The organism is Peribacillus sp. FSL H8-0477 (assembly GCF_038002765.1).
Taxonomy (GTDB): domain Bacteria; phylum Bacillota; class Bacilli; order Bacillales; family DSM-1321; genus Peribacillus.
Map to the genome: position 1 here is coordinate 31,450 of NZ_JBBODE010000002.1, position 26,687 is coordinate 58,136.

Here is a 26,687-nt window from a genome sequence, read left to right on the forward strand (position 1 = left end):
ATCTCTATTTACAGTATAACTACTATTGAAAGCTGTGGAAGTTTCTGACTTTCACAGCATTTAAATACTTATAATCAATACAATTCTGAGGAGGAATATCCTAATGGGTAAAGCTAAATTTGATCGTACTAAACCACACGTTAACGTTGGAACAATTGGTCACGTCGACCACGGTAAAACTACATTAACAGCTGCTATCACAACTGTTCTTGCAAAATCAGGCGGAGCAGAAGCTCGCGCTTATGACCAAATCGATGGTGCACCAGAAGAAAGAGAACGTGGTATCACAATCTCTACTGCACACGTTGAGTACGAAACTGAAACTCGTCACTATGCACACGTTGACTGCCCAGGCCATGCTGATTACGTTAAAAACATGATCACTGGTGCTGCACAAATGGATGGCGGAATCTTAGTTGTTTCTGCTGCTGATGGCCCAATGCCGCAAACTCGTGAGCACATCCTTCTTTCTAAACAAGTTGGTGTTCCGTTCTTAGTAGTATTCATGAACAAATGCGACATGGTTGATGACGAAGAACTTCTTGAATTAGTAGAAATGGAAATTCGTGACCTTCTTTCTGAATACGATTTCCCTGGCGATGACATTCCAGTTATCAAAGGTTCTGCTCTTAAAGCTCTTGAAGGAGACGCTGCTTGGGAAGAAAAAATTCATGAATTAATGACTGCTGTTGATGAATATATCCCAAATCCAACTCGTGACACTGACAAGCCTTTCATGATGCCTGTTGAGGATGTATTCTCAATCACTGGACGTGGAACAGTTGCTACTGGCCGTGTAGAACGTGGAGTAGTTAAAGTCGGAGATGTTATCGACATCATCGGTCTTAACGAAGAGCCAAAACCTACTACAGTAACTGGTGTTGAAATGTTCCGTAAACTTCTTGATTATGCTGAAGCTGGCGACAACATCGGCGCACTACTTCGTGGTGTAGCTCGTGAAGATATCCAACGTGGACAAGTACTTGCTAAACCAGGTACAATCACTCCACACAGCAAATTCAAAGCTGAAGTATATGTATTATCAAAAGAAGAAGGTGGACGTCATACTCCATTCTTCACAAACTACCGTCCACAGTTCTACTTCCGTACAACTGATGTAACTGGTATTTGTAACCTTCCTGAAGGCGTAGAAATGGTTATGCCTGGTGATAACATCGAAATGTCTGTTGAGCTTATCGCTCCAATCGCTATCGAAGAAGGTACTAAGTTCTCTATCCGTGAGGGTGGACGTACTGTTGGTGCTGGAGTAGTAGCTTCTATTACTGAATAATTGATCTAGAACTAAATATGGAAGGGACGCCTTCCGAAAGAAAGCAGCTGGGACGCCGGCTGCTTTTTTTTATGACATTTTATTATATTTAAAATTAGACATTTATCTTTAATGATGTATAATAACATTCTAGCTGTTTTCATAGCTAGTCGTTATAAGTCGCCTTTCTTCTATAGTATACTTACTAAACGGCTGAAGGATCTATGAGAGCGAATACGGGTATTTGACGTATTATTGACACAGTTGGAAATTACCAACCATTAAATTTATTATCCTCTTGAAAATCACTAATCATGTATGTATAATAGTAAAAGTGTGCTACATAATGTTTATAAGTTATTACTTGCTTATTCATTATGTTTTATGTATAATAGACAATGTTGGTCTTTGACTGCGATGATATGGAAGGTTGCTGACACACCCGGCCGCTTTGCCATGGCGAGTGTGTGGGAAATTTCCATTGAGAGAGTCTATTTTAAAAATAGGCGAAAAGGAGGGAAAATTATGGCAAAACAAAAGATTCGTATCCGTTTAAAAGCATATGATCACAGAATTCTTGATCAATCTGCTGAGAAAATTGTAGAAACTGCAAAACGTTCTGGTGCGGCTGTATCTGGTCCGATTCCATTACCAACTGAAAGATCTGTATATACAGTTCTTCGTGCGGTTCATAAATACAAAGATTCTCGTGAACAATTTGAGATGCGTACACACAAGCGTTTAATCGATATCGTTAACCCAACACCACAAACTGTTGATTCGTTAATGCGTTTAGACTTACCGTCTGGTGTGGACATTGAAATTAAACTTTAAGAATAGATGCAAGGAAAAATTATAGGAGGTGTGACTAATGACCAAAGGAATCTTAGGAAGAAAAATCGGTATGACGCAAATTTTTGCTGAAAACGGTGAGCTAATCCCAGTAACAGTTGTCCAAGCTGCTGATAACGTAGTTTTACAAAAGAAAACTGTTGAAAACGACGGATATGAAGCAATCCAAATCGGTTTCGAAAACAAACGCGAAAAACTTTCAAACAAACCTGCTAAAGGCCATGTTGAAAAAGCTAATACCGCACCTAAGCGCTTCATTCGCGAATTCCGCGAAACGAATCTCGATGCTTACGAGATCGGTCAAGAAGTCAAAGTTGATATTTTTGCTGAAGGCGATGTAGTTGATGTAACTGGAATTTCGAAGGGTAAAGGTTTCCAAGGCTCAATCAAACGCCACGGACAATCTCGCGGACCAATGAGTCACGGTTCTCGTTACCATCGTCGTCCAGGTTCTATGGGACCTGTAGCTCCTAACCGTGTTTTCAAAGGTAAAAAATTACCTGGCCGCATGGGTGGAAAACAAATCACTGTTCAAAACTTAACTATCGTTAAGGTTGACGTTGAGCGTAACATTCTACTAATCAAAGGTAATGTACCTGGCTCGAAAAAAGCTATGATTAAAGTAGTAAGTGGCGTAAAAGCTAAGTAATTTTTTAAGAAAGGAGGAGCATTAAATGCCTAAAGTTACTATGTTCAGCCAAGCTGGATCAGAAGTTGGAGCAATCGAACTTAATGATTCTATCTTTGGTATCGAACCAAATAACCATGTATTATTCGAAGCAATCATCATGCAAAGAGCGTCTTTGCGTCAAGGAACACATAAAGTAAAAAATCGTTCTGAAGTTGCAGGCGGTGGTCGTAAGCCTTGGAAACAAAAAGGAACTGGACGTGCGCGTCAAGGTTCTATTCGTTCTCCACAATGGCGTGGCGGTGGGGTTGTATTCGGTCCTACTCCAAGATCATATGCTTACAAATTGCCTAAAAAAGTACGTCGTTTAGCTATCAAATCTGCATTATCTGCTAAAGTATTAGAAGAAAATGTATTGGTGCTGGATAACCTTGCTTTTGAAGCTCCAAAAACAAAAGAATTTGCAGCTGTTTTAGCTGGTCTTTCTATTGATACTAAAGCGTTGATCGTTACTGACGGTTTAGATGAGAAAGTTGCCCTATCTGCTCGTAATATCCCTGGTATTACTGTAGTGGAAGCTACTGGTCTTAATGTTCTTGATGTTGTATCACACAACAAATTGATCATGACTAAGTCAGCTGTCGAAAAAGTAGAGGAGGTGCTTGCATAATGGATGCACGCGATATCATTAAGCGCCCCGTAATTACTGAAGCTTCTTCAGACCTTATGGCTGAAAAAAAATATACGTTTGAGGTTGATGTTCGGGCTAACAAAACTCAAGTTAAAGATGCTGTTCAAGAAATTTTCAGTGTTAAAGTTGAGAAAGTTAACATCATGAACTACAAAGGTAAATTCAAACGTATGGGTAAACACGCAGGATATACGAACAAGCGCCGTAAAGCGATTGTTAAATTAACTGCAGATAGCAACGAAATCGAATTATTCGAAGCTTAATCTAATAGAGAAGGAGGGAAATACACATGGGAATCAAGAAGTATAAACCTACCTCTAACGGACGACGCGGCATGACTGTTTCTGATTTTGCTGAGATTACAACTAGCACACCAGAAAAATCATTGCTTGCTCCTTTACACAGAAAAGGCGGCCGTAACAACCAAGGTAAGTTAACCGTTCGTCATCATGGTGGTGGACACAAGCGTCAATACCGTATCATCGATTTCAAACGGAATAAAGATGGTATACCTGGACGCGTTGCCACGATCGAGTACGATCCCAACCGTTCAGCAAACATTGCATTAATCAATTACATGGATGGAGAGAAATTGTATATCCTTGCTCCTAAAAACCTAGAAGTAGGTATGGAGATTATGTCAGGTACAGAAGCTGACATTAAAGTAGGAAACGCTCTTCCATTATCAAATATCCCAGTGGGTACAGTTATACACAATATCGAATTAAAACCAGGCAAAGGTGGACAATTAGTCCGTTCTGCTGGTACATCTGCACAGGTTCTTGGTAAAGAAGGCCGTTACGTGCTTGTACGTTTAAATTCAAGTGAGGTTCGTATGATTCTTGCTACTTGTCGTGCTACAATCGGTCAAGTTGGTAATGAGCAGCATGAACTTATCAATATTGGTAAAGCTGGACGTAACCGTTGGTTAGGAAAACGCCCAACAGTTCGTGGATCAGTAATGAATCCGAACGATCACCCGCATGGTGGTGGTGAAGGTAAATCTCCTATCGGACGTAAATCACCAATGTCTCCTTGGGGTAAACCAACACTTGGTTATAAAACTCGTAAGAAGAAGAACAAATCCGATAAATTTATCGTGCGTCGTCGTAAAAAATAACGCGGTTGAACTACGGTTCAAGATTCGGACCGTAGAACAATCACGAAGGGAGGTACCCACATGGGTCGCAGCTTAAAAAAAGGACCATTCGCTGATGAACATTTAATCGTTAAAGTTGAAAAATTAAATGAAGCTGACAAAAAGCAGGTTGTTAAAACTTGGTCTCGTCGGTCAACAATCTTCCCGCAATTCATCGGACATACTATCGCAGTATATGATGGTCGCAAACATGTACCAGTTTATGTTACTGAAGATATGGTCGGTCACAAACTTGGTGAATTCGCACCTACACGTACTTATAAAGGTCACGCAAGTGACGATAAGAAAACAAGACGTTAATGAGAGGAGGGCATCTCATGGAAGCAAAAGCTGTTGCTAGAACAGTACGTATTGCTCCTCGTAAAGTCGGTTTAGTCGCAGATTTGATTCGAGGAAAAAAAATTGGTGAAGCACTTGCAATTCTTCGTTTAACACCGAAAGCTGCATCTCCAGTCGTAGAAAAAGTTCTTAAGTCTGCTATTGCAAATGCGGAGCATAACTACGAAATGGATATTAATAACCTGTTTATTTCAGAGGCTTACGTTAACGAAGGACCAACCTTAAAACGTTTCCGTCCTCGTGCGATGGGTCGTGCTAGTGCAATTAACAAACGTACTAGTCATATTACAATCGTAGTATCAGAAAAGAAGGAGGGATAATCTGTGGGTCAAAAGATAAATCCAATCGGATTGCGAGTAGGCATTATTCGTGATTGGGAGTCTAAATGGTACGCTGATAAAGACTACGCCGTTCTTTTACATGAAGATCTTAAGATTCGTCAATACATTGCAAAACGTTTAAGCGAAGCTTCAGTATCTAAAGTAGAAATCGAACGTGCAGCCAATCGTGTGAATGTTTCCGTTCATACTGCTAAACCTGGTATGGTTATTGGTAAAGGCGGTACGGAAGTCGAAGCACTTCGTAAAGCATTGAATCAACTTACAGGTAAAAGAGTTCATATTAACATTATTGAAATTAAGAGAGCAGATCTTGATGCGAAATTAGTCGCAGAAAATATCGCTAAACAATTAGAAAATCGTGTTTCTTTCCGTCGTGCACAGAAACAAGCTATCCAACGCACAATGCGTTCTGGCGCTCAAGGAATTAAAACACAGGTTTCTGGTCGTCTAGGCGGAGCAGATATCGCTCGTTCTGAACATTATAGCGAAGGAACAGTTCCTCTTCACACACTTCGCGCTGACATTGATTATGCGCATGCTGAAGCAGATACTACTTATGGTAAGCTTGGCGTGAAAGTATGGATCTACCGTGGAGAAATTCTTCCTACTAAGAAGAAATCCGAGGAAGGAGGAAAATAATATGTTATTGCCTAAACGCGTAAAGTATCGTCGTGAACATCGTGGTAAAATGCGTGGTAAAGCAAAAGGCGGAACAGAAGTTCATTTTGGTGAATTTGGTTTAAAAGCTACTGAAGCTTCTTGGATCACTAACCGTCAAATTGAAGCTGCCCGTGTTGCAATGACTCGTTACATGAAACGTGGTGGTAAAGTTTGGATTAAGATTTTCCCAAGCAAGCCGTTCACTGCTAAACCACTTGAAGTGCGGATGGGTTCTGGTAAAGGTGCTCCTGAAGGCTGGGTAGCTGTCGTAAAACCAGGCAAAGTTATGTTTGAAATCGCAGGTGTACCTGAAGAGGTGGCTCGTGAAGCATTACGTCTTGCCGCACACAAACTTCCTATCAAATGTAAGTTTGTAAAACGTGAAGAAATTGGTGGTGAATCCAATGAAAGCTGATGAAATTAAAGATCTAACCACGGCTGAAATTGAACAAAAAGTAAAATCTCTTAAAGAAGAATTATTTAATCTTCGTTTCCAGTTAGCTACTGGACAACTTGAAAATACAGCACGTATCCGTGAAGTACGCAAATCGATCGCTCGTATGAAGACAGTTGTTCGTGAAAGAGAGATCGGCGTCAACAATCGATAATGAGGGGAGGTTTGCATAATGAGCGAACGCAACCAACGTAAGATATACACTGGCCGTGTTATTTCCGACAAAATGGATAAAACGGTAACAGTAGTAGTTGAAACGTACAAAACGCATTCTCTATACGGGAAACGCGTTAAGTATTCAAAAAAACTTAAAGCTCATGACGAACAAAACGAAGCTAAAACTGGTGATGTTGTCCGTATTATGGAGACTCGTCCACTTTCAGCAACAAAACGTTTCCGTCTAGTAGATATAGTAGAAAAAGCAGTAATTATTTAATCAGTGTTCGGATTAAGTTAATTCCGAAGGGAGGTTTCGTACATGATTCAACAAGAATCACGTTTAAAAGTAGCTGATAACTCTGGAGCTCGTGAAGTTCTAACAATTAAAGTCCTTGGTGGTTCCGGCCGTAAGTATGCTAACATCGGTGATGTTATCGTATGTACAGTAAAACAAGCAACACCAGGTGGCGTTGTTAAAAAAGGTGAAGTAGTTAAAGCTGTAGTTGTTCGTACAAGACGCGGTGTACGTCGTCCTGACGGTACTTACATTCGTTTCGACGAAAATGCTTGTGTAATTATCCGTGACGATAAGAGCCCGCGTGGAACTCGTATTTTTGGACCTGTTGCTCGTGAATTACGTGACAGCAGTTTCATGAAAATCGTTTCACTAGCTCCAGAAGTATTATAAAGATAAATCCCTTAAAAGGCCTTTCAAGGAGGTGCGAAGCTAATGCATGTTAAAAAAGGTGATAAAGTCGTAGTTATCTCTGGTAAGGACAAGGGCAAACAAGGTGTTATTCTTGAGGCATATCCTAAGAAGGATCGTGTGCTTGTTGAAGGAATTAACATCGTGAAAAAGCATTCTAAGCCGTCACAAATTAATCCACAAGGTGGAATTATTAGTCGCGAAGCTGCTATTCACGTATCAAATGTTATGCCACTTGATCCTAAATCAGGAACACCTACTCGTGTTGGTTACAAGGTGGAAGACGGCAAGAAAGTACGCGTAGCTATTAAATCAGGTGAAATTCTAGATAAATAAGTTTATAAAGAAGGGAGGTACACTAAGCAATGAGCCGCCTAAAGGAAAAATTCCAAAGTGAAATCACTCCTGCTCTAATGAGCAAATTTAGTTATAAATCAGTAATGCAAGTACCACAAGTAGATAAAATTGTATTGAACATGGGTGTTGGTGATGCAGTTTCTAATTCAAAAGCATTGGATAATGCTGTTGAAGAACTTGCACTAATCACTGGTCAAAAACCTGTTATTACAAAAGCTAAAAAATCAATCGCTGGTTTCCGTCTGCGTGAAGGTATGCCAATCGGTGCGAAAATCACACTACGCGGTGAGCGTATGTATGATTTCCTAGATAAGTTAGTAACTGTATCTTTACCTCGTGTACGTGACTTCCGTGGGGTTTCTAAGAAATCTTTCGATGGTCGTGGTAACTACACATTAGGAATTAAAGAACAACTTATCTTCCCTGAGATTGACTACGATAAAGTAAGCAAAGTTCGTGGTATGGATATCGTTATCGTAACTACTGCTAATACAGACGAAGAAGCTCGTGAACTACTTACTCAAATCGGAATGCCGTTTCAAAAGTAATCATCTCTAAATAAAGGGAGGCGAAAACGTGGCTAAAAAGTCTATGATCGTCAAGCAAAAACGTACACAAAAATTCCAAGTACAAGAGTATTCTCGTTGCGAACGCTGCGGTCGTCCACACTCTGTATATCGTAAATTTAAGCTTTGCCGTATTTGTTTCCGTGAACTTGCACATAAAGGACAAATTCCAGGCGTTAAGAAAGCTAGCTGGTAAAACCCGAGTTTGGGAAGGAGGTAAAATATAATGGTCATGACAGATCCTATTGCAGATTTGCTTACTCGTATCCGTAACGCGAACATGGTTCGTCACGAAAAACTAGAGGTTCCTGCTTCAAAGATTAAGCGTGAAATCGCTGAAATCTTAAAGCGTGAAGGTTTCGTACGTGATGTTGAGTTTATCGAGGACAGCAAACAAGGTATTATCCGTATCTTCTTAAAATACGGTGCAAATAATGAACGTGTTATCACTGGTCTAAAACGTATAAGCAAACCAGGTTTGCGTGTATATGCTAAGACAGGTGAAGTACCACGTGTCCTTAACGGACTAGGTATTGCAATTGTTTCTACTTCTAACGGAGTTTTCACAGATAAAGAAGCTCGCGCTAAACAAGTTGGCGGAGAAGTACTAGCATACGTTTGGTAATACATTTTCACAGGAATGGAGGTGCACTAGATGTCACGTATAGGTAAACAACCTATTGAGATCCCTGCAGGCGTAACTGTTACTATTGCTGGTAGCGATGTAACAGTAAAAGGCCCTAAAGGGGAATTAACTAGAACTTTCAACTCAGATATCACTATTGCTTTGGAAGATAACATTCTTACAGTAACTCGTCCTTCAGACGCGAAGATCCACCGTGCTTTACACGGTACAACACGCGCACTTATTTCTAACATGGTCGAGGGTGTATCTGCAGGTTTTGAAAAATCACTTGAACTTATCGGGGTTGGGTACCGTGCACAAAAGCAAGGTACTAAGCTTATCCTTAACGTAGGATATTCTCACCCAGTTGAAATAGAACCAGAAGCAGGAATTGAAGTTGAAGTTCCTACTAATACAAAAATCATCATTAAAGGTGCGAGCAAAGAACGTGTTGGAGCTCTTGCAGCAAACGTTCGTGATGTTCGTCCGCCTGAGCCGTACAAAGGTAAAGGTATTCGTTACACTGGCGAAGTTGTTCGTCGTAAAGAAGGAAAAACAGGTAAATAATGCTGCTTAAGTAAACGAAAGGAGTGACGTAAATGATTACGAAGCTTGATAAAAATGCTACTCGTCAGAAAAGACATGCGCGTGTACGTGCTAAACTTTCTGGATCGGAAGCTCGTCCTCGTTTAAATGTGTTCCGTTCAAACAAACACATTTACGCACAATTAATTGACGATGCAAACGGCGTAACATTGGCTAGTGCTTCAACTCTTGATAAAGAGATCTCAACTGAAACTACTAGTAACAATGCTGAAGCAGCTCAAAAGGTTGGCGAACTTATTGCAAAACGTGCTGGTGAAAAAGGTATTAAAGCTGTGGTATTTGACCGCGGTGGTTACCTCTTCCATGGCCGTGTTAAAGCATTAGCTGACGCTGCTCGTGAAAACGGCTTAGAATTTTAAGGATAAGGAGGGACAAAACAGATGCTTCGTATTGATCCTAATAAATTAGAACTTGAAGAACGCGTAGTTACAATTAACCGTGTAGCTAAAGTTGTTAAAGGCGGACGTCGTTTCCGTTTCACTGCACTTGTAGTTGTTGGTGATAAGAACGGACATGTCGGTTTTGGTACTGGTAAAGCTCAAGAAGTTCCAGATGCTATCCGTAAAGCTATTGAAGATGCTAGAAAGAATCTAATTACTGTACCAATGGTAGGAACTACAATTCCTCACGTTGTTAATGGTCGTTTTGGTGCAGGACACATTCTATTGAAACCTGCTTCTGAAGGTACTGGCGTTATTGCTGGTGGTCCAGTTCGTGCAGTACTTGAACTTGGCGGAGTAGCAGATATCCTTTCTAAATCACTTGGTACTAACACACCTATTAACATGGTTCGTGCTACTATCCAAGGATTAGAGCAATTAAAACGTGCTGAAGATGTAGCGAAGCTACGTGGTAAGTCAGTACAAGAATTGTTAGGATTTGGAGGAAAGTCTAATGGCTAATAAATTAGAAATTACTCTTACTCGCAGTTTAATTGGTCGCCCTAAAGACCAACGTGTTACAGTAAACACCCTGGGTTTACGCAAAATGCATCAAACAGTTGTTCATAATGATACCCCTGTTACACGTGGTATGATCAACAAAGTTGCTCATCTTGTTACTGTAAAAGAACAATAAAATCAATTTTTTCTTATAACAAGGAGGTGCCAACATATGAAACTTCATGAGTTGAAAGCTGCAGAAGGATCCCGTAAAGATCCGAAACGCAAAGGACGCGGTATTGGATCTGGTAACGGTAAAACAGCAGGTAGAGGTACTAAAGGTCAAAACTCTCGTTCTGGCGGCGGTGTACGTCTTGGATTTGAAGGTGGTCAAACACCATTATTCAGACGTTTACCAAAACGTGGATTCTCTAACGTTAACCGTAAAGATTACGCGATCGTTAACCTTGATCTGCTGAACCGCTTTGAAGATGGTACAGTAATCACTCCAGCTCTATTAATTGAGACTGGAATTGTCAAAAATGAAAAATCGGGAATTAAAATTCTCGCCAAAGGTACTGTAGAGAAAAAGCTTACAATCCAAGCTCACAAATTCTCTGCTACTGCTAAGGAAGCTATCGAAGCTGCCGGCGGTACAACTGAGGTGATTTAATGTTTCGCTCGATCTCCAACTTTATGCGCGTGGCTGACATAAGAAACAAAATTCTTTTCACACTGATTATGCTAATCGTCTATCGCATCGGTACGTTTATACCTGTACCGAATGTGAATGCCGATGTGCTGGCAGCGCAGGATCAGCTAAGCGTCTATGGTATCTTGAATACCTTCGGCGGCGGTGCACTGAGTAACTTCTCAATCTTAGCGATGGGTATCATGCCGTATATTACAGCATCCATTATCATTCAGTTGTTGCAGATGGACGTTGTTCCTAAGTTCACTGAGTGGTCTAAACAAGGAGAGTCAGGGCGACGTAAATTAGCACAGTTTACACGTTACGCTACTATAATCCTAGGATTTATCCAAGCTTTGGGTATGTCTTATGGATTTAATAGTATGTCTAGTGGACAACTGATCAACAATCCAGGGATTGGAACCTATTTGCTAATTGCCACTGTTCTTACAGCAGGTACAGCTTTTCTCCTGTGGTTAGGGGAGCTGATTACCTCTAAAGGCGTTGGTAACGGTATATCCATCATCATTTTCGCAGGGATTGTAGCAAGTTTACCGACAACGATAAACCAAATCTACGCTCAGCAATTTGAAGATGTTGGAGATCAATTATTCATTAAGATCGCTACAATGATCCTTCTGGTAATTGCGGTCCTAGCCGTTGTTGTAGCTGTTATCTTTATGCAGCAAGCATTACGCAAAATTCCAATTCAATACGCTAAGCGTGCTGCAGTTGGCCGTACGCAATCTGGCGGACAATCTACACATTTACCGTTAAAAGTAAATGCTGCAGGCGTTATACCAGTCATCTTCGCGACAGCGTTTATCATTACTCCAAGGACGATTGCTTCGTTCTTTGGAACAAATAGCACGACCACTTGGATTCAAAACACATTTGATTATACTCAGCCTATTGGGATGATTGTCTATGTGGCCCTTATTATCGCCTTCACATATTTTTATGCCTTTATACAGGTTAATCCTGAACAAATGGCTGAAAATCTGAAGAAACAAGGCGGTTATGTTCCGGGGATTCGCCCAGGTAAGAGCACACAGGATTATGTAACGTCTGTGTTGTATCGCTTGACGTTTGTTGGATCTATCTTTCTAGCTGCGATTGCAATATTACCGGTATTCTTTATAAATATCGCTAATCTGCCTCAATCTGCACAAATCGGAGGAACGAGCCTTCTAATTATAGTTGGTGTCGCTCTTGATACGATGAAACAGCTTGAATCACAGTTAGTAAAACGGCATTATAAAGGTTTCATAAAGTAATGAGAATTTGGGGACATTTGTGTTCCCAAAATCACATTATGGAGTTTGAGGGGGAAAGAGAAACGTGAATTTAGTCTTAATGGGTCTTCCAGGTGCTGGTAAAGGTACCCAAGCCGAGAGAATCGTAGAAAATTATCATATCCCTCATATCTCTACAGGAGATATGTTCCGGGCAGCTATTAAAGAAGGTACGGAACTTGGTTTAAAAGCAAAGTCATTCATGGATAAAGGTGAACTTGTTCCCGATGAGGTAACAATTGGCATTGTTCGTGAACGATTAGGCAAAAGCGATTGCGAAAAAGGTTTCTTGCTTGACGGTTTCCCTCGTACAGTGGCTCAGGCGGCTGCACTTGAGGATATTACAGCAGAACTTAATCGTCAAATCGATTTTGTGATTAATATCGACGTTGATAAAGATATTCTTATGGAAAGATTGACTGGACGCCGGATCTGTAAAGCTTGCGGTTCTACCTATCACCTGGTGTTTAATCCACCAGCAAAAGAGGATACTTGTGATCGCTGCGGCGGTGACCTTTACCAACGAGCTGACGATAATGCTGAAACGGTTCAAAATCGTTTAGATGTGAACCTTAAGCAAACACAGCCCCTTCTTGATTTTTATCAAGAAAAAGGCTATGTGCGTAACATTAACGGCCAGCAAGATATTAATAAAGTATTTGAAGACATCGATGTGCTCCTTGGTGCTGTACGTTAAGAATCGTTTGTAAAACCCCGCTGAAATCTGTATTAATCGATCAACTACTGAATTAGACTGCTCTGCAGGAAGGTTTATAGTGAAACATAATGCATTCCCTTCAGTTAAAGGGTATAATGGATTTCGCGGCAGTATTTGCCCATCTGTTAACAATGATCTCGTGTGCATGGTAATCCAGGTTACGAGTTAGGCAAGAAGCCGGTATCAGAAATGATATTGTTACTTGCTATCAATGTGACTCAGCTTGGTCATTCCCTGTCGGCAAAATTGATGATGAAACGCAGCGACTCTTACAGGTTACCGAAGAGTCATTATATAGAGGGTTGGAAGAAGCAATAGTTATGCGCCTTTCAAACATCTCCCATGCTATACAAACCTATGTCGAGGCTGAACGCTTCTCTGTTGTAAGAGAGTATGTCGGTCACGGAATCGGTCAAGACTTACATGAGGATCTACAAATTCTCATTTCGGTCCACCTGATAAAGGTCCTCGGTAAAAGCCTGGCATGGTGCTCGCTGTTGAATTATGAATAGTGCTAGCAGAATGTTTTAGACTTTGGAGGATTATTGGACTGTCGTAACGGCTGACGGAAAGATGTGTACCCATTTTGAGCATACAGTTGCAATCACAGAAACAGGGTTTTAATCCTGAAGAAGCTATAAGCAGAAGTGATTGTGTTGAATGCTTCCGATATGAGTTCACGCATAGAGAAGGGAGAATCAATTTAATGGCGAAAGACGATGTAATTGAAGTTGAAGGCACGGTCACTGAGACTTTGCCAAATGCAATGTTTAAGGTAGAATTAGAAAATGGTCATACTGTTTTAGCTCATGTATCCGGTAAAATTCGTATGCACTTTATTCGCATTTTGCCTGGAGATAAAGTTACGGTTGAGCTTTCCCCGTATGATCTAACTCGCGGCAGAATCACTTACCGATTTAAGTAATCGGGTACGCTCCGATCTGTATAAGGAGGTTAGATAGCAATGAAAGTCAGACCATCTGTTAAGCCCATCTGCGAAAAATGTAAAGTTATCCGCAGAAAAGGTAAAGTTATGGTTATTTGCGAAAACCCTAAACATAAACAAAAACAAGGCTAATAGAAGGAGGTGCACTCACCAATGGCACGTATTTCTGGTGTAGATATTCCCCGTGACAAACGTATTGTTATTTCATTAACATACATTTTCGGTATCGGTAAACAAACTGCTATCAAGATTCTTGATCAAGCTGGTGTTTCCCAAGAAACTCGCGTTCGCGATTTAACTGAAGATGAATTAAATAAAATTCGTGAAATCATCGATTCACTTAAAGTAGAAGGCGATCTTCGTCGTGAAGTTTCCCTTAACATCAAACGTCTAATGGAAATCGGCAGCTATCGCGGTCTTCGTCACCGTCGTGGTCTTCCTGTTCGTGGACAAAATACTAAAAACAACGCTCGTACGCGTAAAGGACCTCGTCGTACAGTAGCTAACAAGAAAAAATAATCAGTAAAGGAGGTTACTTTTCATGGCTCGTAAAACTAATACACGTAAACGTCGTGTGAAAAAGAATATAGAAACTGGTATCGCTCATATTCGTTCTACTTTCAATAATACTATCGTTACAATTACTGATGCTCATGGTAATGCCATTGCTTGGTCAAGTGCTGGTGCTTTAGGTTTCCGTGGTTCACGTAAATCTACACCTTTCGCTGCTCAAATGGCTGCTGAAACTGCTGCTAAGACATCAATTGAACATGGTATGAAAACACTTGAAGTTACTGTTAAAGGACCTGGTGCAGGACGTGAAGCTGCTATTCGTGCTCTTCAAGCTGCTGGTTTAGAAGTAACTGCAATTAAAGACGTAACTCCAGTTCCACATAACGGATGCCGTCCGCCAAAACGTCGCCGTGTTTAATTAATAATTCTGTATAGATTTTGTATATTTGTCTATAATGGGATATATTAGTACGTTTGCGTTCTTACAGAATGATTATTTCAGTTGTTGCGTACAAGCGGGAACGTAGACATGGGGAATTTCGGTTTTAGTGAGATCCTTCACGGACCGGGGTTTCGACGTTTTGAAGGAGGGTTTATTGAATGATCGAAATAGAAAAACCAAAAATCGAAACGGTTGAAATCAGCGATGACGCCAAGTATGGCAAGTTCGTCGTAGAGCCACTAGAGCGTGGATATGGTACTACATTAGGAAACTCCTTACGTCGTATTCTTTTATCCTCACTCCCAGGTGCTGCTGTCACATCTATACAAATTGATGGAGTGCTGCATGAGTTCTCAACAATTGAAGGTGTCGTAGAAGATGTAACTTCTATCATTCTGAATGTGAAAAAGCTTGCTCTTAAGATTTACTCCGATGAAGAAAAGACGCTTGAAATCGATATACAAGAAGATGGCATTGTTACTGCAGCCGACATTACTCATGACAGTGATGTAGAAATCCTTAATCCGGATCTTCACATTGCAACTCTTGGGAAAAACGGTCATTTGCGTATGCGTTTAATGGCACGTCGCGGACGCGGATACACTCCAGCAGAGCAAAACAAACGTGAAGATCAACCAATCGGTGTGATTCCAATTGATGCTCTATATACTCCTGTATCTCGTGTTTCTTATCAAGTTGAAAATACTCGTGTTGGCCAGCTTTCAAACTTTGACAAACTAACGTTTGACGTTTGGACTGATGGCAGTAATGGCCCTCAAGAAGCTGTAGCACTTGGAGCTAAGATTTTAACTGAGCATTTAAATATTTTTGTTGGTCTAACTGACGAAGCTCAAAATGCCGAAATCATGGTAGAAAAAGAAGAAGACCAAAAAGAAAAAGTCTTGGAAATGACTATTGAAGAGCTTGATCTTTCTGTCCGTTCTTATAACTGCCTAAAACGTGCTGGAATCAATACTGTTCAAGAGCTTGCTCATAAAACAGAAGAAGATATGATGAAAGTACGTAATTTGGGACGCAAATCACTTGAAGAAGTGAAAGCGAAACTTGATGAATTAGGCTTAGGACTCCGTAAGGATGACTGATGACTAGTCAGCACATGCTGAACTAGCTCTTCTATTGCGAGTCAAAAGACTTAGAATATATAACTTCGACAGAAGGAGGGAATCTCTAAAATGGGTTACAGAAAGTTAGGACGCACTAGCGCACAACGTAAAGCTTTACTTCGTGATTTAGCTACGGACCTTATTATCCATGAGCGTATCGAAACTACAGAAGCTAAAGCTAAAGAATTACGCTCTGTTGTTGAAAAAATGATCACTCTTGGTAAACGTGGTGACTTGCACGCTCGTCGTCAAGTTGCTTCATATATCCGTCCAACAGCTGCTGATGCTGAGAAGAGCCAAAACGCTATCCAAAAATTATTCGCTGACATCGCTCCTCGTTATGAAGAACGTCAAGGCGGATACACTCGTATTATGAAAGTCGGTCCACGCCGCGGAGACGCAGCACCAATCGTGGTTATCGAATTAGTTTAATAACACCGATCAAGAGGGCGTGGACAGTTGAACAATGACTTGTTCTACGCCCTTTTTGAATATATTTTTTCAAAGGAAAATCTTGCATACAAGAATACGCATTGAGTGTTACGATGGCTGGTTACCCGTTCGATCAGGGAACCTTCTCGTCTAGCTCAAGTACCCCTTCCCGCTTATTATAAGCGTTTATAAAAGACATCCGTTTATCGAAATGGAGATTAGAAATGCTGCTCTTAATTTACCGAATTCTTTCGGTGGAAGGGGTGCAGCGTTTTTTTATATCCAAAAATAAGACGGTATCTTTTTATTTTGGGACCGCTTAAGATAAGATGGTGAGAAGTTCAACTCTAGGGAGGACCATATGGGAAAAAAGCTTGTATCACTAGATCACGTTATTTTTAACTATGAAGGTTCGGACAGTCATGCAATAAATGATGTGTCCTTTGATATATATGAAGGTGAATGGCTCGCGATAGTAGGGCATAACGGGTCAGGTAAGTCGACACTTGCCAAGCTATTAAATGGGCTTCATTTTGCTAGTTCAGGTGTAATTACCATTAATGGCTCTGAATTAACTCAAGCTACGGTTTGGGAGGCTCGACGAAAAATAGGGATGGTTTTTCAAAATCCCGATAATCAATTTGTTGGAACAACGGTTGAGGATGATGTGGCTTTTGGTTTAGAAAATAACGGAATACAGCAAGATATCATGGCTGAACGTGTTAAGCGTGCCCTAATGAAAGTTAAAATGGATGCTTTTCTTGATCAAGAGCCGCACCATCTTTCCGGAGGCCAGAAGCAACGGGTTGCCATAGCCGGTGTATTGGCATTGCAGCCAGATATTATTATCCTGGATGAAGCTACCTCTATGCTTGACCCAAGAGGACGTGAAGAGGTCCTTGAGACGGTTCGAGAACTTAAAGAGGAAAACGTTCTGACTGTTGTATCAATTACTCATGATTTAGAAGAGGCAGCAAAGGCGGATCGGATCATTGTCATGAATAAAGGCCAAGTGTATCGCGAAGGAAGTCCAATGGAAATTTTTCGTCTTGAAGATGAACTGATTGAGCTCGGACTTGATATACCATTCTCAGTAAAGCTGAGTAAGGCGCTGCAGAAGACCGGTCTCGATCTTAAAAATGACCATCTGACAGAGGAAGAGCTGGTGAAGGATTTATGCGAATTACACTCGAAGATGTAGAATATCGTTATTCAGTGAACACCCCTTTTGAGCACTTGGCATTGCATGATGTGAACATGACGATTGACCCTGGGACATATACGGCCGTTATAGGCCATACAGGTTCTGGTAAATCCACACTTTTACAGCATTTAAATGTATTGCTTAGACCGACTAAAGGACGGGTTATCATTGGTGATCGAACCATAGGAGCTCAAAAGAAAAAAGAAAAAAATTTAAAATCTATTCGGCAGAAGGTCGGTATTGTTTTTCAGTTTCCTGAGCATCAATTGTTTGAAGAAACAGTTGAAAAGGATATTTGTTTCGGTCCAATGAACTTTGGGGTACCCGAAGTGAAAGCAAAGGAACTTGCTCGCATCGCATTAAGTCAAGTGGGACTTGAACAGGAAATTCTTAAAAAATCCCCATTTGATTTATCAGGAGGCCAGATGCGGCGTGTGGCGATTGCAGGTGTAATAGCAATGGAACCGGATGTACTTGTTCTTGATGAGCCGACAGCTGGTTTAGATCCACGCGGACGTAAGGAAATTATGGACATGTTTTATCAGCTTCATAAGGATAGAGGCATTTCTACCATTCTTGTTACACATAGTATGGAGGATGCGGCCCGTTATGCGGATGATATTATTATCATGCATAAGGGAACTGTTTATCAAAAAGGAAAGCCAGAGGAAATCTTCTCAAAACCTGATCAATTATTAGAATTGGGCCTGGATGTTCCAGATACAGTGCGTTTTCAGTTACTGCTGCAAAGAGAAATGGGAATTCAATTTTCACGCCCAAGCTTAAGTCTAGAAGATCTGGTAGCTGATATTAAAGAGGCGATGAAACGAGGGAACCGCTTATGATGGACAAAATGATTTTTGGCCGCTATGTTCCTGCAGATTCCCCCATTCATAAAATGGACCCTCGAGCGAAGCTAATGCTCGTATTTTTATTTGTTTGTACGATATTCTTGGCAAATAATATTGTGACATATGGTCTTGTGGCTATTTTTACTCTTGGACTGATTAGTTTGTCAAAAATACCTCCTCGTTTCCTGTATAACGGATTGAAGCCGGTGTTCTTTTTAATTATCTTTACCTTTTTGCTTCATATCCTTTTCACAAAAGAAGGAGAGGTCATCTTTGAATTTGGTTTTTTAAACATTTATGAAGGTGGTCTTAGACAAGGTGCGTTTATATCGTTACGATTTACTTTCTTGATTTTGGTCACGTCCTTACTGACATTGACGACGACTCCTATCTCTATTACAGATGGTATGGAGGAGCTGTTGAATCCATTTAAAAAATGGAAGTTGCCGATTCATGAGCTTGCCCTGATGATGTCCATCTCCCTGCGTTTTATTCCAACATTGATGGAGGAAACGGACAAAATTATGAAAGCACAGGCGGCCCGAGGGGTGGATTTTACTTCAGGCCCTTTAAAAGACCGGGTTAAATCAATTGTTCCACTGCTTGTACCGCTATTCGTAAGCTCATTTAAACGAGCTGAGGAACTAGCAACTGCTATGGAATCAAGAGGTTACCGGGGCGGTGAAGGAAGAACGAAATACCGTCAATTGAGTTGGAATACTCGTGATAATCTTCTAATGGCGGCACTCGTAGTGCTTGCTGTCTTACTATTCTTATTACGTTCATAATGAGGGACAAGATATGCACAGAATAAAATGTACAATCTCGTATGACGGTACCATGTTTGCCGGGTATCAAGTTCAGCCAGATAAGCGTACCGTTCAGAGTGAGCTGGAAACAGCACTGGCAAGGATGCATAAAGGACAGGGTGTCAAAGTGACGGCCTCTGGCAGGACAGATGCTGGGGTTCATGCCAAAGGCCAAGTTATTCATTTTGATACTCCTTATACAGTACCGGTGAAAAATTGGCAACGAGGACTCAATTCCCTCCTGCCTGATGATATTGCCATTGTGAATGCTGAAGTTGTTGAGGATACATTTCATGCTCGGTTTGATGCAGCAGCTAAGGAATATCGTTATTTTGTATCACGTTCCGCTCAGAAAGATCCATTCCGAAAAAATTATATGTACAGCTTTCCATTTCACTTGGACCTGGAACTCATTAAGCAGGCAATTCCTCATCTCCTTGGGACTCACGACTTCACCAGCTTCTGCTCTGCAAAAACAGAGGTGGTAGATAAGGTCCGCACGATTCATGAAATTGAGCTCTATGAAGAAGGAGACGTACTTGTATTTCGCTTTAGAGGAAATGGCTTTCTTTATAATATGATTCGAATCCTCATGGGGACATTATTGGAAATTGGAAATGGAAAATTAATTTCCAGTATGATCCCGGAAATTCTTCAAAGTAAGGATCGAAGCGCCGCAGGAAGAACCGTTCCAGGCCAGGGTTTATACCTTTGGGAAGTTGAATATAAAAAGTCTTAGAGAAATATTTTCAGGACAACTAAACCTGGTGTAACATTCTCTTGACAATGGACTTGGTAGAAGGTAATATAATATGGTATGAATTTTAATCCCGCGATAAGCCCCGGAATCTTATTGTGATTGAAAATAAATATAACTAATGAAACAATTTTTAGGAGGGTAATTATGCGCACAACATTTATGGCGAAAGCCACTGAAGTTGATCGTAAATGGTATGTAATAGATGCTGAAGGTAAAACTTTAGGTCGTCTAGCTAGTGAAGTAGCATCCATCTTACGTGGTAAACACAAACCAACATTCACACCTCACGTAGATACTGGTGATCACGTGATTCTAATCAATGCAGGAAAAATTCATTTGACTGGTAAAAAATTGACTGATAAAATTTATTACCGTCACACTATGCATCCAGGCGGTCTTAAAACTAGAACTGCTCTTGAAATGCGTACAAACTATGCTGAGAAAATGCTTGAGCTTGCTATCAAAGGTATGCTTCCAAAGAATTCTCTTGGTCGTCAGATTTTCAAAAAATTGCACGTATACGAAGGCGCTGAGCACAAGCACGAAGCTCAACAACCAGAAGTATACGAATTACGCGGATAATTATTAAAGGAGGTTAACTATTTTGGCACAAGTTCAATATTATGGTACTGGTCGCCGTAAGAGCTCAACAGCTCGTGTACGTTTAATCCCAGGCGAAGGTCGCGTTATCATTAACGGTCGCGATATCAACGAATATATCCCTTTCGCAGCACTACGTGAAGTTGTTAATCAACCACTAGTTGCTACTGAAACTACTGGCACTTACGATATCCTTGTTAACGTAAAAGGCGGTGGATACACTGGCCAAGCAGGCGCAATCCGTCACGGAATCGCACGTGCTTTGTTGTTAGTAGATCCTGAATACCGTCCTGCTCTTAAATCAGCAGGTCTGTTAACTCGTGATCCACGTATGAAAGAGCGTAAAAAATACGGTCTTAAAGGCGCACGTCGTGCACCTCAGTTCTCAAAACGTTAATATTTTGGAACAATCAAAAGCTCCAGCCCATTATGCGGCTGGAGCTTTTTTTTATTAGTTGCCCCCATGCTAAGCTCGGTCTGTAAACCATAAGAAATTACCAGCGAGTCACGTGTATGTCTTCTGTCCCCTGGTGGACACTACTGGTAAACCCGGTATAAGTCCGGAACGATGAGGTGCTGAATATGAATGTGATTATGGGCCTGCAGGAGAGACAGCGTGAGAAACAAATTAACTATGAGCGGCGTCTCTTGCGTGATTTATCAATAGAGAAACTAAAGGTAAGGATTCTCGATTTTTTTAATCATGATTATTCCTTAGGGTTATATGTAACGGATGTTCTTGAGGAAGGGTGTTTTGATGTAGCAATCGAGGCTTTTTTGCTTGGTGGAAATTACGGTAAATTCGGCTACTATGGTGAGTCTATGGAGGATTCTAGACTTCGCTGCAAGCAAGAAGAGAAGCACCTTGTTGATACATTATTTAATTTTATCTTGTATTGGGGCAAGGCTGGAAAAATGGATATCTATAGTGAAAGTTTGTTTTATCACTGTAGTGCTTATGTAGAAACTTGGTGGCTTCAGGGATTTCAGGCGGGTGCGAAGTACTATAAGCTAAGACTTCATTAAGCGACTGCGAGTTGTATCTGCTTGTTCTATTTTATAATTAGTTCCCATAGTTATAATTATAGAGGACAAGCGGAAGGGGAAAGATCATGCGAAGGAAACTGAAGTACACGGGGTTTTCAATTGGTCTTATTATGCTTTTTTTAATTATCACATTGAAGTTTATAGAAGATGATTCGTGGAATGCTTGGAATTTGCCCCTGGCAGGAAAGATTATTGTGCTTGATGCCGGCCATGGGGGAATGGATGGCGGTGCAAATTTCGAATCGATACAAGAAAAGGAAATTTCACTTGCTGTTACTAAGAAAATTCAAGACTTTCTACAAGAGCAGGGGGCATTGGTGCTATTAACAAGGGAAGATGATAGTGATTTAGCGAAAGATGGAACCAAAGGGATTCGAAATCGCAAGAGAGAAGATTTGCAGAATCGTGTAAAGGTAATTAATGAATCAGAAGCAGATTTATTTTTGAGTATCCATTTAAATGCCTTTCCGTCTAGAAGCTCAAGCGGTGCACAAACCTTTTATACAACTCGATATCTTGAAAATAAACAGGCCGCAACATTTATACAAGAAGAAATTATCCGTAATTTAGAAAACACATCACGACAACCAAGAATAATCCAAAATATTTATCTAATGACGAACGCAACAAAACCAGGTGCATTAGTAGAAATCGGCTTTATATCGAATGCTGCAGAAAGACAGAATTTAATTCAAGAATCGTATCAAGAGAAAATAGCGGCCTCTGTCTATAAAGGAATCTTGAGGTATTTCACTGAAGACCCTATTGAAGAAGAGGACAAGGATCAGTCCAGATAATATTCTGTTATGATATATAGGGATTTTGTACTAAGTACAGAATCCTTTTTTTTGATTTGCTTAAGTGCGTCTTAGAAGCAATAAAATGTTAATATGTTATACTTAAAAAGGGTAAAATGAAAATAAAAAGGTGGGGAAATACGTGTTTACTGAAGAAATTGCATTAAATATACTAAAGGATCTTAAAGACCCTTTTCTGAATAAAAGATTCGAAGAAACAAATGGAATTATGGAAGTGAAAGTTAAAGCTGAAAAGAAGCATGTGAGTGTAAAATTAGCCATTGCTAAAACAAATACACCAGAGCAGCTTCAATTACAGCAACAGGTTGTTAAGATTCTGAAAGAAGGCGGCGCTGAATCAGTGGGGATTCGTTTTGCTGAACTTCCTGAAGAAGAATTGGCTAAGCACCGTACAAACACGCCTCCTGTAGAAGAAGATGCTGGCTTACTTGGGCCGACTAGTAAAACGAAGTTTATCGCAGTTGCAAGCGGAAAAGGCGGAGTTGGAAAATCAACAATTTCTGTTAACCTAGCAATTTCCTTAGCTCGCTTAGGGAAAAAGGTCGGGATTGTGGATGCTGATATTTATGGTTTTAGTGTTCCAGATATGATGGGGATTACAACACGTCCAGTCGTACGCGGGAAAAAGATTATACCTGTGGAACGTATGGGGGTTAAGGTCATCTCAATGGGCTTTTTCGTTGAGGATAATGCACCAATTATTTGGAGAGGTCCGATGCTTGGTAAAATGCTTAACAGCTTTTTCAATGAAGTTGAATGGGGCGAACTGGATTACTTAGTTCTTGATCTTCCTCCTGGTACGGGTGATGTGGCGTTAGACGTACATTCAATGCTTCCATCATGCAAAGAGGTCATTGTCACTACTCCGCATCCGACAGCGGCATTCGTAGCAGCACGGGCAGGTGCGATGGCAATTAAAACTGAACATGAGGTAATTGGAGTCATTGAGAATATGTCGTATTTCGAAAGCAAAACGACAGGTCAGAAGGAATATGTATTTGGTAAAGGCGGCGGTGCGAAGCTTGCTGAAGAACTACGTACAGAAGTTCTTGGACAGCTTCCACTCCAGCAGCCGGATTGGAACGAAGATGATTTTGCTCCGTCTGTGTATGCGGAAGATCATCGCTTAGGCAGAATTTTTACAGATATTGCAGAAAAAATAGTAGCAAAAGTTAAGTAAAGGAAAGAGGCAGACAAATCGTCTGCCTCTTCTTATTTTTCTTCTTGTTTATTACCGGTTTCGGTTGAAGCTTCTTTGGCTTTAGAAGAGTTCTCTTTCGATAACTCTTTTGCCGCTTTAAGAAGAATATCTTCAATTTTGGCTTTTACCAACGGACTATCCATCGTTTCGATTAAGGTTTCTTTAGAAAGCTCTCTCATTTCTTTGGTTTTGAGTAAGTCTTTAAACTCTTTCTGTAAGTCTGGTTCCTTCAATATGTCAATAATCATTCCTCGATAGGTTGGATCCTTTGTTAGATCCTTTAAAAGGGTTTCGTGTTCGGTCTTGAGGCTGTTTGCATATGCTTTAGCAAACTTAGGATCTTTAAACGCCTTTTTCCAAAATTTCTTGCCGTCATCAGAGATAAGTGTTTCTTTAATGGTCTTTTCTATAGCTTCCTGATCCATGATAAATTCGCTTTTTACTTTTTCATCTGACAATACATCTTGAACGGCTTTTTTACCTTCGTCGGATTTAAGGATGTCCACAACCATTTTTTTCGTTTCTTCATAATCCAACTTCTCGGTGCTTGTCTCATTCTGGTTGCAGCCGGAACATATGAGACATAAGAAAAATATAGGTAAGATACCACTGTATCTCATAATCAGAGCCCCTTTCATTCTTTCATATTTTTAATATGGATTACTTGCTGGGTTTTATTCCGGATCTTAGAAAATGTAGATATTTGAAGAGGGAATTGTTACAATTAGATTAGGATAATGATCGACTGGGGGAGCATAATGAATAGCCGGAATATAGTGAACTTATTTATATCTACGTTAGTAATTGGCGGAGTAGCAGCGGGGCTGGCGGGGTTTGTTTTCCGTTGGGATCAGTTTCAGCCGCTTTTTAGTTCTTTTGAAATAGGGGAAATAATTATATCGTTCATTTGGATGATTGGGGTAGGACTGATTTTCAGTGTTCTAAGTCAGGCGGGCTTTTTTGCCTATTTGACGGTTCATCGATTTGGATTAGGGATATTTAAAAGTGTATCTTTATGGAATTCAGTTCAGATAGTATTGATTATCTTTGTTCTCTTTGATTTAGTGTATCTTAGGTATACCAATTTCGCCTCCAAGGGAGATGACCTATTTCCGTATATAGTGGTTGCGATTATGTTATTGGTCATTGGTTTAATTACGGCTTACTTTAAGGCGAAACAAACTAATAAGCAGGCCTTTATTCCTGCCTTGTTTTTTATGACTGTTATCACAACACTGGAATGGACACCTGTTCTACGGGCGGATGATGTCAGCTGGATGTATTTCATGTTTATTCCGTTAATTGTCTGTAATATTTATCAGCTGCTAATCCTAGACAAGCTTATTCGTAAATCACAGGTAGAATTAGAAGCTAGAAGAGCGGAGAAAGCTGCTAGTAAGTCTAAAGGGAAAAACAAAGTGCAGAAGTTGAAAGAAGTTTAATATGGTAAAGAGGCTGTCCCTGAGAAGGGTCAGCCTCTTTTTGTTATGGGTAACATGTGTCTGGGTTTTCAAACGATTTACTGGACCTCTTCACTTTTGGTGCTTGAATTTGAAATCATTTCTGAAACGGTAACAAGGGTCAGTTTTTTTGCTTGTAGGTCATGAATAAGTTCTGGTAACGCTTTGTTAGTCTGTTTGGCAGAGTCAGAGGCGTGTAATAGGACGATATCTCCTTTGTCTGCTCGGTGAACGTTTTGGACAATCTTATCAACCCCTGGATTGGTCCAGTCTTGAGAATCAATGCTCCAATGTACAACGGTATAGCCATAGCGCTCGCTTATTTTGAGAAGCCTGCGGTCGAAATGACCGGTGGGGGCGCGTAGTAAGGTTATATCTTTAACATTTAGTTTTTTAAATGCTTCTTGGGCTCTGCCTATATCTTGCTGAATTTCTTCATCCTTTAATTCGGAATAATCTTTATAAGCGTATCCTAGCATTCCGATTTCATAGCCTTCTTTTATAATCGATTCAACTATTTCTGGATGTCTCTCCGCCCAAGAACCAGAAAGAAAGAAAGTAGCTGATCGAACGTTTTCCTTTTTGAGGGTTTTTAAAATAGGTACTGTTCTTTCGTCGCCCCATCCGATATTAAAAGTTAAAGCAATGTTCTTTTCTCCTTTATACACGGCTTTAGGGCCGCCCGAAGTAGAAAATACAGGGGCATGAAATAGATTTTGTACAAACAAAAACCAGGCGGAAAAGAAAGCTGCTAATAATATTAGGGCGGCTTGCTTAAACCCTCTTGAATGAAGAACCCAAAAAAACTTCATGTTTCATCACCTCGTCCATCTTCTCTTTTTTTCATCCTATGCTGTTTTTTGAGATATATAACCTAGTTACATCAGAAAGCATTTATAAAATCAGGATAACTGGTACAACATACATACATACGTGTGGAGGTGGGGACAGTGTTCGGTATGATCATTGATCAACAAGAGCGGCTTGAAATAGAATATCTGTTAAAAAGAGAAATGGATGAGATTTTATTTGATTTTCAGGATGAAAGAATAGAACGTATCGTAAAGAATGCTATGGAGGAGCGGTATAAGATTTTGTTTGCGTTATTTAAGCGTGTAGCACCAGCAAATGAGTGTATGAGATATATTCCTGGTCACTTGAAGTCCAAAGATTAAGCGTTATTAATGTCTTTTGGATAAGGTTTTAGTACCGGACTTATTTTTTTATAAAAAAAGCAAAAAGAATCTTGACTATTGTTTTTAACGCTGATATATTAATAAAGCTGCTACAAGAGCTGACCGAGTATTCAACGGGTTATGAAAAACTTTTTTTAAAAAAGTTATTGACGCAGTAAAAGCTATTATGTTATGATAATCAAGTCGCTTCGGAAGAAACGACAACGAAATTGCTCTTTGAAAACTGAACAAAACAAAGCGTCAACGTTTTAAAGAAGTGAGTACACACTATAAAAACAACCGAGCA

43 protein-coding genes and 1 pseudogene are annotated in these 26,687 nt (G+C 40.3%); 42 read left to right on the forward strand and 2 right to left on the reverse strand.

The genetic code is table 11. The features are described from left to right. The first annotated feature begins 103 nt into the window (after positions 1-103). The 40 genes and pseudogenes from tuf (at position 104) to MHI18_RS12090 (ending at position 23,724) form a co-directional block, all read left to right on the forward strand. A complete protein-coding gene (tuf, locus tag MHI18_RS11895) occupies positions 104-1,291 on the forward strand; it encodes an elongation factor Tu (protein WP_340847704.1) in 1,188 nt (395 codons plus the stop codon). 504 nt (positions 1,292-1,795) lie between these two features. Continuing rightward, positions 1,796-2,104: a 30S ribosomal protein S10 gene (gene rpsJ, locus MHI18_RS11900; RefSeq protein WP_040372540.1), complete on the forward strand. Its 309-nt coding sequence runs from the start codon at positions 1,796-1,798 to the stop codon at positions 2,102-2,104. 37 nt (positions 2,105-2,141) lie between these two features. Continuing rightward, positions 2,142-2,771: a 50S ribosomal protein L3 gene (gene rplC / locus MHI18_RS11905; RefSeq protein WP_040372542.1), complete on the forward strand. Its 630-nt coding sequence runs from the start codon at positions 2,142-2,144 to the stop codon at positions 2,769-2,771. 25 nt (positions 2,772-2,796) lie between these two features. After that, complete coding sequence (gene rplD, locus MHI18_RS11910) at positions 2,797-3,420, forward strand: 50S ribosomal protein L4 (protein ID WP_040372544.1); 624 nt, start codon at positions 2,797-2,799, stop codon at positions 3,418-3,420. Further along, positions 3,420-3,704, forward strand: a complete 285-nt coding sequence (gene rplW / locus MHI18_RS11915; RefSeq protein WP_340847706.1) for a 50S ribosomal protein L23 — start codon at positions 3,420-3,422, stop codon at positions 3,702-3,704. Before rplD ends, rplW begins: the two co-directional genes overlap by 1 nt. 26 nt (positions 3,705-3,730) lie before the next feature. Next, on the forward strand, positions 3,731-4,561 hold the full coding sequence (rplB, locus tag MHI18_RS11920; protein WP_340847708.1) for a 50S ribosomal protein L2: 831 nt from the start codon (positions 3,731-3,733) through the stop codon (positions 4,559-4,561). Positions 4,562-4,621: 60 nt separating this feature from the next. Beyond that, positions 4,622-4,900 (forward strand): 30S ribosomal protein S19, encoded by a 279-nt coding sequence (rpsS, locus tag MHI18_RS11925; RefSeq protein ID WP_040372550.1) that lies wholly within the window; start codon positions 4,622-4,624, stop codon positions 4,898-4,900. A 17-nt stretch (positions 4,901-4,917) separates the two neighbouring features. Next, a complete protein-coding gene (rplV, locus tag MHI18_RS11930) occupies positions 4,918-5,259 on the forward strand; it encodes a 50S ribosomal protein L22 (protein WP_040372552.1) in 342 nt (113 codons plus the stop codon). 3 nt (positions 5,260-5,262) lie between these two features. Beyond that, positions 5,263-5,919 carry a 30S ribosomal protein S3 gene (rpsC, locus tag MHI18_RS11935; RefSeq protein WP_340847711.1) on the forward strand — a complete coding sequence of 219 codons (657 nt, stop codon included), beginning with the start codon at positions 5,263-5,265 and terminating at the stop codon, positions 5,917-5,919. 1 nt (position 5,920) lies between these two features. Beyond that, entirely contained in the window at positions 5,921-6,355 is a 435-nt protein-coding gene (gene rplP, locus MHI18_RS11940) for a 50S ribosomal protein L16 (protein WP_340847713.1), read from the forward strand. Beyond that, positions 6,345-6,548 carry a 50S ribosomal protein L29 gene (gene rpmC / locus MHI18_RS11945; protein ID WP_040372558.1) on the forward strand — a complete coding sequence of 68 codons (204 nt, stop codon included), beginning with the start codon at positions 6,345-6,347 and terminating at the stop codon, positions 6,546-6,548. The genes rplP and rpmC overlap by 11 nt, the downstream gene beginning before the upstream one ends. An 18-nt stretch (positions 6,549-6,566) precedes the next feature. Then, positions 6,567-6,830: a 30S ribosomal protein S17 gene (gene rpsQ / locus MHI18_RS11950; protein ID WP_340847716.1), complete on the forward strand. Its 264-nt coding sequence runs from the start codon at positions 6,567-6,569 to the stop codon at positions 6,828-6,830. A gap of 42 nt (positions 6,831-6,872) precedes the next feature. After that, entirely contained in the window at positions 6,873-7,241 is a 369-nt protein-coding gene (gene rplN, locus MHI18_RS11955; protein ID WP_340847717.1) for a 50S ribosomal protein L14, read from the forward strand. A gap of 42 nt (positions 7,242-7,283) precedes the next feature. Further along, positions 7,284-7,595 (forward strand): 50S ribosomal protein L24, encoded by a 312-nt coding sequence (rplX, locus tag MHI18_RS11960; RefSeq protein ID WP_040372561.1) that lies wholly within the window; start codon positions 7,284-7,286, stop codon positions 7,593-7,595. Between the two features lie 29 nt (positions 7,596-7,624). Then, a complete protein-coding gene (gene rplE / locus MHI18_RS11965) occupies positions 7,625-8,164 on the forward strand; it encodes a 50S ribosomal protein L5 (protein WP_040372562.1) in 540 nt (179 codons plus the stop codon). A gap of 28 nt (positions 8,165-8,192) precedes the next feature. After that, entirely contained in the window at positions 8,193-8,378 is a 186-nt protein-coding gene (locus tag MHI18_RS11970; RefSeq protein WP_040372563.1) for a type Z 30S ribosomal protein S14, read from the forward strand. A gap of 30 nt (positions 8,379-8,408) precedes the next feature. Next, on the forward strand, positions 8,409-8,807 hold the full coding sequence (gene rpsH, locus MHI18_RS11975; protein ID WP_340847719.1) for a 30S ribosomal protein S8: 399 nt from the start codon (positions 8,409-8,411) through the stop codon (positions 8,805-8,807). 30 nt (positions 8,808-8,837) lie between these two features. Then, entirely contained in the window at positions 8,838-9,374 is a 537-nt protein-coding gene (gene rplF, locus MHI18_RS11980; RefSeq protein WP_340847720.1) for a 50S ribosomal protein L6, read from the forward strand. 32 nt (positions 9,375-9,406) lie between these two features. Continuing rightward, positions 9,407-9,772, forward strand: a complete 366-nt coding sequence (gene rplR / locus MHI18_RS11985) for a 50S ribosomal protein L18 (RefSeq protein ID WP_340847721.1) — start codon at positions 9,407-9,409, stop codon at positions 9,770-9,772. 21 nt (positions 9,773-9,793) lie between these two features. Next, positions 9,794-10,315 (forward strand): 30S ribosomal protein S5, encoded by a 522-nt coding sequence (gene rpsE / locus MHI18_RS11990; RefSeq protein WP_340847723.1) that lies wholly within the window; start codon positions 9,794-9,796, stop codon positions 10,313-10,315. Next, on the forward strand, positions 10,308-10,490 hold the full coding sequence (rpmD, locus tag MHI18_RS11995) for a 50S ribosomal protein L30 (protein ID WP_340847725.1): 183 nt from the start codon (positions 10,308-10,310) through the stop codon (positions 10,488-10,490). The genes rpsE and rpmD overlap by 8 nt, the downstream gene beginning before the upstream one ends. 36 nt (positions 10,491-10,526) lie before the next feature. Beyond that, entirely contained in the window at positions 10,527-10,967 is a 441-nt protein-coding gene (gene rplO / locus MHI18_RS12000; protein WP_340847726.1) for a 50S ribosomal protein L15, read from the forward strand. Further along, a complete protein-coding gene (secY, locus tag MHI18_RS12005) occupies positions 10,967-12,262 on the forward strand; it encodes a preprotein translocase subunit SecY (protein WP_340847727.1) in 1,296 nt (431 codons plus the stop codon). Before rplO ends, secY begins: the two co-directional genes overlap by 1 nt. Positions 12,263-12,326: 64 nt before the next feature. Then, entirely contained in the window at positions 12,327-12,977 is a 651-nt protein-coding gene (locus tag MHI18_RS12010; RefSeq protein WP_340847729.1) for an adenylate kinase, read from the forward strand. 40 nt (positions 12,978-13,017) lie between these two features. Beyond that, positions 13,018-13,622 (forward strand): annotated as a pseudogene (gene map / locus MHI18_RS12015) (type I methionyl aminopeptidase); the annotation flags it as partial. Between the two features lie 82 nt (positions 13,623-13,704). After that, positions 13,705-13,923, forward strand: a complete 219-nt coding sequence (gene infA / locus MHI18_RS12020) for a translation initiation factor IF-1 (protein ID WP_040372572.1) — start codon at positions 13,705-13,707, stop codon at positions 13,921-13,923. Positions 13,924-13,962: 39 nt separating this feature from the next. Then, complete coding sequence (gene rpmJ, locus MHI18_RS12025) at positions 13,963-14,076, forward strand: 50S ribosomal protein L36 (RefSeq protein ID WP_003156543.1); 114 nt, start codon at positions 13,963-13,965, stop codon at positions 14,074-14,076. Positions 14,077-14,097: 21 nt separating this feature from the next. Then, entirely contained in the window at positions 14,098-14,463 is a 366-nt protein-coding gene (gene rpsM / locus MHI18_RS12030) for a 30S ribosomal protein S13 (protein ID WP_040372574.1), read from the forward strand. Between the two features lie 22 nt (positions 14,464-14,485). Further along, positions 14,486-14,875: a 30S ribosomal protein S11 gene (gene rpsK, locus MHI18_RS12035; RefSeq protein WP_340847732.1), complete on the forward strand. Its 390-nt coding sequence runs from the start codon at positions 14,486-14,488 to the stop codon at positions 14,873-14,875. A 182-nt stretch (positions 14,876-15,057) separates the two neighbouring features. Next, positions 15,058-16,002, forward strand: a complete 945-nt coding sequence (locus tag MHI18_RS12040) for a DNA-directed RNA polymerase subunit alpha (RefSeq protein WP_340847734.1) — start codon at positions 15,058-15,060, stop codon at positions 16,000-16,002. A gap of 90 nt (positions 16,003-16,092) precedes the next feature. Continuing rightward, positions 16,093-16,455, forward strand: coding sequence for a 50S ribosomal protein L17 (gene rplQ / locus MHI18_RS12045; RefSeq protein WP_040372577.1), 363 nt, complete (start codon positions 16,093-16,095; stop codon positions 16,453-16,455). Between the two features lie 361 nt (positions 16,456-16,816). Then, positions 16,817-17,656 carry an energy-coupling factor ABC transporter ATP-binding protein gene (locus tag MHI18_RS12050; protein ID WP_340847735.1) on the forward strand — a complete coding sequence of 280 codons (840 nt, stop codon included), beginning with the start codon at positions 16,817-16,819 and terminating at the stop codon, positions 17,654-17,656. Next, positions 17,632-18,504: an energy-coupling factor ABC transporter ATP-binding protein gene (locus MHI18_RS12055; protein ID WP_340847736.1), complete on the forward strand. Its 873-nt coding sequence runs from the start codon at positions 17,632-17,634 to the stop codon at positions 18,502-18,504. Before MHI18_RS12050 ends, MHI18_RS12055 begins: the two co-directional genes overlap by 25 nt. After that, positions 18,501-19,298 carry an energy-coupling factor transporter transmembrane component T family protein gene (locus MHI18_RS12060; protein WP_340847738.1) on the forward strand — a complete coding sequence of 266 codons (798 nt, stop codon included), beginning with the start codon at positions 18,501-18,503 and terminating at the stop codon, positions 19,296-19,298. Before MHI18_RS12055 ends, MHI18_RS12060 begins: the two co-directional genes overlap by 4 nt. Before the next feature lie 13 nt (positions 19,299-19,311). After that, positions 19,312-20,058: a tRNA pseudouridine(38-40) synthase TruA gene (truA, locus tag MHI18_RS12065; protein WP_340847740.1), complete on the forward strand. Its 747-nt coding sequence runs from the start codon at positions 19,312-19,314 to the stop codon at positions 20,056-20,058. 165 nt (positions 20,059-20,223) lie between these two features. Continuing rightward, complete coding sequence (gene rplM / locus MHI18_RS12070; RefSeq protein WP_040372583.1) at positions 20,224-20,661, forward strand: 50S ribosomal protein L13; 438 nt, start codon at positions 20,224-20,226, stop codon at positions 20,659-20,661. A 22-nt stretch (positions 20,662-20,683) separates the two neighbouring features. Next, on the forward strand, positions 20,684-21,076 hold the full coding sequence (gene rpsI, locus MHI18_RS12075; protein WP_040372584.1) for a 30S ribosomal protein S9: 393 nt from the start codon (positions 20,684-20,686) through the stop codon (positions 21,074-21,076). Between the two features lie 185 nt (positions 21,077-21,261). Continuing rightward, on the forward strand, positions 21,262-21,705 hold the full coding sequence (locus tag MHI18_RS12080; RefSeq protein ID WP_340847744.1) for a DUF2521 family protein: 444 nt from the start codon (positions 21,262-21,264) through the stop codon (positions 21,703-21,705). Positions 21,706-21,791: 86 nt separating this feature from the next. Continuing rightward, positions 21,792-22,523, forward strand: coding sequence for an N-acetylmuramoyl-L-alanine amidase CwlD (cwlD, locus tag MHI18_RS12085; RefSeq protein ID WP_340847746.1), 732 nt, complete (start codon positions 21,792-21,794; stop codon positions 22,521-22,523). 142 nt (positions 22,524-22,665) lie between these two features. After that, on the forward strand, positions 22,666-23,724 hold the full coding sequence (locus MHI18_RS12090; RefSeq protein ID WP_340847747.1) for an Mrp/NBP35 family ATP-binding protein: 1,059 nt from the start codon (positions 22,666-22,668) through the stop codon (positions 23,722-23,724). Between the two features lie 32 nt (positions 23,725-23,756). Here the strand turns inward: MHI18_RS12090 and gerD are convergent, their stop codons facing one another. Continuing rightward, positions 23,757-24,365, reverse strand: coding sequence for a spore germination lipoprotein GerD (gene gerD, locus MHI18_RS12095; RefSeq protein ID WP_340847749.1), 609 nt, complete (start codon positions 24,363-24,365; stop codon positions 23,757-23,759). A gap of 138 nt (positions 24,366-24,503) precedes the next feature. Here gerD and MHI18_RS12100 point away from each other — a divergent pair, with 138 nt between their 5' ends. Then, entirely contained in the window at positions 24,504-25,187 is a 684-nt protein-coding gene (locus tag MHI18_RS12100; protein WP_340847750.1) for a KinB-signaling pathway activation protein, read from the forward strand. A gap of 77 nt (positions 25,188-25,264) precedes the next feature. Here the strand turns inward: MHI18_RS12100 and pdaB are convergent, their stop codons facing one another. After that, the gene (gene pdaB / locus MHI18_RS12105) at positions 25,265-26,017 is read right to left on the reverse strand and encodes a polysaccharide deacetylase family sporulation protein PdaB (RefSeq protein ID WP_340847752.1); all 753 of its coding nucleotides are present in this window, start codon (positions 26,015-26,017) and stop codon (positions 25,265-25,267) included. Positions 26,018-26,164: 147 nt separating this feature from the next. Here pdaB and MHI18_RS12110 point away from each other — a divergent pair, with 147 nt between their 5' ends. Continuing rightward, positions 26,165-26,380 carry a hypothetical protein gene (locus MHI18_RS12110; RefSeq protein WP_445670033.1) on the forward strand — a complete coding sequence of 72 codons (216 nt, stop codon included), beginning with the start codon at positions 26,165-26,167 and terminating at the stop codon, positions 26,378-26,380. Positions 26,381-26,687: the final 307 nt, after the last annotated feature.